The organism is Caballeronia sp. M23-90 (genome assembly GCF_053574605.1).
The window spans coordinates 1-4,846 of the sequence record NZ_JBSIPA010000484.1 but is presented as its reverse complement, the minus strand read 5'-3'; the positions used below and the strand labels follow the sequence as shown (position 1 = coordinate 4,846).

Here is a 4,846-nt window from a genome sequence, read left to right as displayed (position 1 = left end):
TCGCGCGCAGCGTCTGGAACGCCTGCGCGCGCTGGCGGCCGAGCGTGGGGGAAAGCTGGTATCGGCGGATTATGTCGATGCAGGCGCGCCGCTGGAATGGGAATGCGCGTTCGGGCATACCTGGGAGGCGCTGCCGGCGGATGTGGCCCGGTGCTGGTGTCACGAGTGCGCACGCATGGGTGTCTACGACCAGGCGGTGGGCTGACGAAGTTTGCCCACGAACGCCTTGGTACTCCGCATCCAGCGACACCCCCAGATTCTGGCGGAACACTTCCAGATGGTCATGCATTGCGGCGCGCGCCGCCTTGGCATCCTGCTTTTCGATAGCCCGCAAAATCTTCTGATGCCCCTTCCAGGAACGTTCCGGCGCGCCGGGTAGTTCCTCGGTCAGCACATACCCGTCGCGGATCACTTCGCGCACGGGATCGAGCATGGTTTGCAAGAATAGGGCTTTCAAACTCCCCAACGAACCACCGCAAAAACTATTTTCAAATTCTCTGGAATAGACCGGGAAAAAATGGGTTCGCCCTAGTACCAACCCGTTAAACACTCTGGAGTCGAAAATGAAAAAGATTGCCCTGTTCGTGATGTCCGCCGCTGTTCTCGTGTCGTCGAGCGCTTTTGCTCAAGGCCTGACCCGCGCTGAAGTTCAACAACAACTGGTGACGGCCGAGCAAGATGGTTCGCGCCTCGTCAGCAATGCGTCGTATCCCGATGTCGCCCGTATCTATTCGAACGAAGTCGCGCAGAAAAACGATGGCGCCAATGCATACGGCGGCGTAGCTGCGGGAACGAGCGCGAGTTCATCGCGGATTGCCAATGTCGGCGGTTCGAGCCATGAAACGTGTGTCGGCCCGGTCAGCTTCTGCAACCTGTATGCAGGATCGTGATCGATGGACGGACGGCTCGCTTCAAGTGCGCGCCGTTTGTTCACCGTAGAAGGATGAGTCGAGGCACAGCGTCGTCGCCGCACCAGACGATTGCGTTTTGCTTGTAACGCGCGCCCAGTTCTTTTGCTGCATCCAGCGAGATACCAAGTACCAAAAAGCTCGGTTCGCCCGGCCAGTCGCTGGATGGATGTTGTCCAGCGCCATCGATGAATTCGAAGTGTCCGAGCGTTAGATCATCAGCCAGCTTTGCCTGGTGGCTCAAGTTGTCTGCTTCATCAGTCTGTTCACTCAACGGATTCGCCGCGGTGATAAACGCGCTGCAATCCACGTCATGCGCGCGGTGCAAATCAGCAAGCTGCGCATTGCGCACGCCGATGATCAAGGTCATCGGCAGATCCCCAAGGACCCGATACTCGGTTTCTTCGTAAGCGCGAATCGTACTGGCGCTGATCGATGAATGCGCGTTCACGTTCACTCCCAGTCGGGCACGCTGTCGGGCATGCTTTTCACGACCTTCGTGACGATATACGTAAAGTACTTTTCGATCCCGATGTCATCTGTCAGCAGCGAATCGATGAACCGCTGATAGTGATCGATATCGCGCGATACCACATGCAGCATGTAGTCCACGCCACCGCCCGTTGCGTAACACAACGCAACTTCGGGCGCGGCAAGCACGCGTTCCTCGAAGCGCCGCATGTCCTGTGCGGTGTGTTTGGCGAGCGTCACTTCGACTACGATCCGGCTTGCCTTGATCGCGCCGACCCAATCCAGTTCCGCACGATACCCCTTGATCACGCCGCTCTCTTCGAGCTTGCGCACGCGCTCCCACGCCGGCGATATCGACAGGTTCACTTCTTCGGCGAGCCGCGATTTCGTGATGCGGCCATCGCGCGCGAGGATGCGCAGGATGGCGATGTCGTAGCGGTCTAGTTTGATCACCGGGCCCGTCTGTTCGTCGGTCAGTTGGTCAATAACCCCGTGCGGTGTCGACGCTGCCAGGGACCTTTCCGGTTAGCCGGAACTGCGCGATGTTCCCCGCGATGACCATCGCCGCGGTATCGAAATCCGTCGGCGCCGAGATGTGGGGAAGCACGCTCACCCCCGGATGGTGCCAGAGCCGTGAATCGGGTGGCAACGGTTCGGTATCGAAGACGTCGAGAACTGCATGCGAAAGGTGACCGCTGTCCAGCGCGGCAAGCAGATCGTCCGTCACGACAACCGGGCCGCGAGCGAAGTTGATCAGGGCGGCGCGGGGTTTCATCGCGTGGAGGCGTTCGGCGTCGAGCAACCCGCGTGTCTGCGATGTCAGCGGCACGAGGCACACGACGATATCGCTGAGATGCAGCATGTCGATGAGGCCATCATTGCCGGAAAACGTGTGGACGTTCGCAAGTGTCTTCTTGGATCGGCTCCATCCTGCGACGTTGAAGCCCGCTTCGTTCAAACGCAACGCTGCGGCGGCACCGAGCGAGCCAAGGCCGAGTATGCCGACCGTAGTCGAAGACGGCTTTTTATAAGCAATCTGATTCCAGACCCGTTCACGTTGCTGGCGTACGTAAGCCGGCATGTCGCGCTGCAGATAGTAGGTCCAGGCGAGTACGGCTTCGGCCATGGTCCGCGACATTTCCGGATCGATCATGCGCACGATGGGAGGCCCATCGACGGGAAGGCTTGCGACGAGTTGTTCGACGCCGGCCCACAGGCTTTGCACCCAGACCAGGCCGGGAAGCGCCGCGACATCGGCTGGATGCGGATTCGCGACGATCGCAATTCGTACGGCCGTGCGTTGTTCATTGCTCAAATTGCAGAACAACGAAACGGATTCGCCGGGCATCGCAGCCGATAGCGCGGACAGGTAACTCGCTTCGTAATCAGCGCGAATATTCGTGATCAGCGCGATGGGCTCAGACATCAAACCGCCGCTTTCTCCGCTTCCATCTCCGCCATATCCTGAAAGCGATCAGCGATTCTTGGATGCGCCCGGCCGCCATCCGCGGCTCCGATGGCGATCAAGATCTCATCCGGTCCTGGCGCATCGGAAACCTGAAAAGTAGCGGTAATGAAGTGCGACCGCTTGCCGGTCTCCGACTTATGAATCATAGGCACAGACATCAGCGCCCCTGGCCCTGACCGGGTATTCGTGAAACTCAAGAACGCCGTGCCATTCACCGCTTCGCGATACATGTTCCCGAACCGCAGCGTATGAATGAGCGCGGAGCCATGCTCGATCTCCCCATTCACACCAACCGTAGCTGCCTTGCCATAAGCTTCCACGCGCTCCGCCGGCATGATGGTCACAAGCCTGCGCGTCATCTCGCGCCCAAGCACCGGCGCCAACCGCAAGATCTCCGGCCGCAAGTCCTCGACAAATCCTTTCCCCGCCCAGGGATTGCGAACGATGGCTGCAACCACCACCGTAGTGATCGGCCGCTCGGCAGCGCGCCCACCTTCAATATGCGTTTCTTCGATAAAAGTCGCGATCTTGCGAAGCCCGGTTTCCGTCACGTCCATTGCGCTCTCCATTGAATAGCGGTTCGTCATGGGAGCATCCTAACGGCCTCGAATACATGAATCTTCCTTCGCTTCGTGGGATGAATCTTTTATTTTTCACTTCGTTCTGTCGTATATTAAAAAGAGACAAAGGGGCGTTGTGATATGCCAGATCAATTGTCGCGGATCATGTCGCTGCGTGATGTCGCGAGCCAAATCAACTCCGACGGCGACCTCGATACCCTCCTGCGCGACCTCATCCAGGCAGCCTGCCGGCACGGTTCATGGGACCTCGGCTCGATCATGACGCTGGACCTGGCGCACGGTTACGCGCTTGTCACTGCGCGCTTCGAGGCGAACGTCATGCTGCGTAGTCCATCGGGGGATCGATGGGAACTCGCGACCAGTCCCGCGCTCGTCGCGTTACAGCGCTTCGAGCCGGTCTACATCCGAGACGCACGCGAATCCACCGAATTCCCCGGCTACAGACGCGAGGCGCTCGAACGCGGTTACTGCACCGTGATGATCTATCCAATGGCAAGCGTCGATGCGGAAGGTCGTCCGATGGTGCTCGCGGTTTCATCGCGCAAAGTGGTCGATGTATCGCCCGATGACCTCGCGTTCATGTCGATCATCGTGCATCTCGGCGCGATTGCGATCGAGCGTGCGCACCGGCATCGCGCGCAGTTGGCTGCAGCCGAACAATTGCGGCGCGTGCTCGGCGCGCAGGGATCGCTGCTGCAGGAAGTGCTGGCGGGCGGCTCGATCGAAACGCTTACCGCCATGCTCGGCGACCTGCTCAGCGCGCCGGTTCTCGTGCTCGATTTTTTCGCGAGCAGCTTGCTTGCGTCGGCGTCACCGGTGCCCACCGTTCATGACGACGCAGCCTGGACCACGCTGCTCGAAGGCGCGTCGGGCCGCCAGATGCTCGCGGAAGTCCGCGATGCCGTGACCACGCGGCGCGCCGAAACCATCATGCTGCGCCTGAGTGACAAGCTCTCGCTCGATGCCCGCATCGAACCCCTGATGGTCGACGACGAAGCCGTCGGCGCTTTGCTCACCTTCGATCAATCCAGTTCGAACGACCTGCAGAAGTTGCTTATCGAAAGCGCGAAGTTCGCGCTGAGCGTGCAATTGATGCGCAGCGTCATTCGCTTTCGCTTCGAGACCCGTACGCTCACCGAACTGTTCTTCGAGATCGTCGAACGCCGATGGCGCGATGAACAGGACATGCTGCGCCGCGCACGCCGTCTTGGCCTTTCGCTGGCTGCGCCCATGCGTATGCTCGTGATCGATTTTCCGGACCGGACGAATGCATCGGCGGATCTTTCCGTCGATGGACATCGCGCTGTCGCGCTGCTCGCTGCGCAGCAACATATCGCGGTGCATATCGTGACGGTGGGCGGCGCGCTCGTGTGCCTCGTGCCGCACGAGGAGGGCGTGGAGCTCGAACGCGTGACGCA

At 59.9% G+C, this 4,846-nt stretch carries 7 protein-coding genes; 2 read left to right on the top strand and 5 right to left on the bottom strand.

Annotated elements, in window-relative coordinates:
• A partial coding sequence (locus tag ACRXB1_RS30555; protein ID WP_449494171.1) for an FCD domain-containing protein occupies positions 1–433 on the bottom strand: 433 nt, incomplete at its 3' end.
• A gap of 130 nt (positions 434–563) precedes the next feature.
• On the opposite strand from ACRXB1_RS30555, the gene ACRXB1_RS30550 reads away from it, so the two are divergent.
• Complete coding sequence (locus tag ACRXB1_RS30550; protein ID WP_375508475.1) at positions 564–890, top strand: DUF4148 domain-containing protein; 327 nt, start codon at positions 564–566, stop codon at positions 888–890.
• 40 nt (positions 891–930) lie between these two features.
• Here ACRXB1_RS30550 and ACRXB1_RS30545 read toward each other — a convergent pair whose 3' ends face one another.
• From ACRXB1_RS30545 to ACRXB1_RS30530, 4 genes are all read right to left on the bottom strand, one after another.
• Positions 931–1,278 (bottom strand): DUF3293 domain-containing protein, encoded by a 348-nt coding sequence (locus ACRXB1_RS30545; RefSeq protein WP_375508474.1) that lies wholly within the window; start codon positions 1,276–1,278, stop codon positions 931–933.
• An 83-nt stretch (positions 1,279–1,361) separates the two neighbouring features.
• Positions 1,362–1,829, bottom strand: coding sequence for an Lrp/AsnC family transcriptional regulator (locus ACRXB1_RS30540; protein WP_062000980.1), 468 nt, complete (start codon positions 1,827–1,829; stop codon positions 1,362–1,364).
• A 31-nt stretch (positions 1,830–1,860) separates the two neighbouring features.
• Positions 1,861–2,805 (bottom strand): 2-hydroxyacid dehydrogenase, encoded by a 945-nt coding sequence (locus tag ACRXB1_RS30535; protein ID WP_449494170.1) that lies wholly within the window; start codon positions 2,803–2,805, stop codon positions 1,861–1,863.
• Entirely contained in the window at positions 2,805–3,434 is a 630-nt protein-coding gene (locus ACRXB1_RS30530; protein WP_449494169.1) for an amino acid synthesis family protein, read from the bottom strand. Before ACRXB1_RS30530 ends, ACRXB1_RS30535 begins: the two co-directional genes overlap by 1 nt.
• Before the next feature lie 114 nt (positions 3,435–3,548).
• On the opposite strand from ACRXB1_RS30530, the gene ACRXB1_RS30525 reads away from it, so the two are divergent.
• Positions 3,549–4,846, top strand: a 1,298-nt coding sequence (locus tag ACRXB1_RS30525; RefSeq protein ID WP_449494168.1) for a GAF domain-containing protein, incomplete at its 3' end; no start/stop codon positions are given.

What these genes read in the sequence shown, in the direction of transcription:
- ACRXB1_RS30530 (WP_449494169.1), bottom strand. Translation starts at nt 3,434, where the DNA reads ATGACGAACCGCTATTCAATGGAGAGCGCAATGGACGTGACGGAAACC.
- ACRXB1_RS30535 (WP_449494170.1), bottom strand. Translation starts at nt 2,805, where the DNA reads ATGTCTGAGCCCATCGCGCTGATCACGAATATTCGCGCTGATTACGAA.
- ACRXB1_RS30550 (WP_375508475.1), top strand. Translation starts at nt 564, where the DNA reads ATGAAAAAGATTGCCCTGTTCGTGATGTCCGCCGCTGTTCTCGTGTCG.
- ACRXB1_RS30545 (WP_375508474.1), bottom strand. Translation starts at nt 1,278, where the DNA reads ATGACCTTGATCATCGGCGTGCGCAATGCGCAGCTTGCTGATTTGCAC.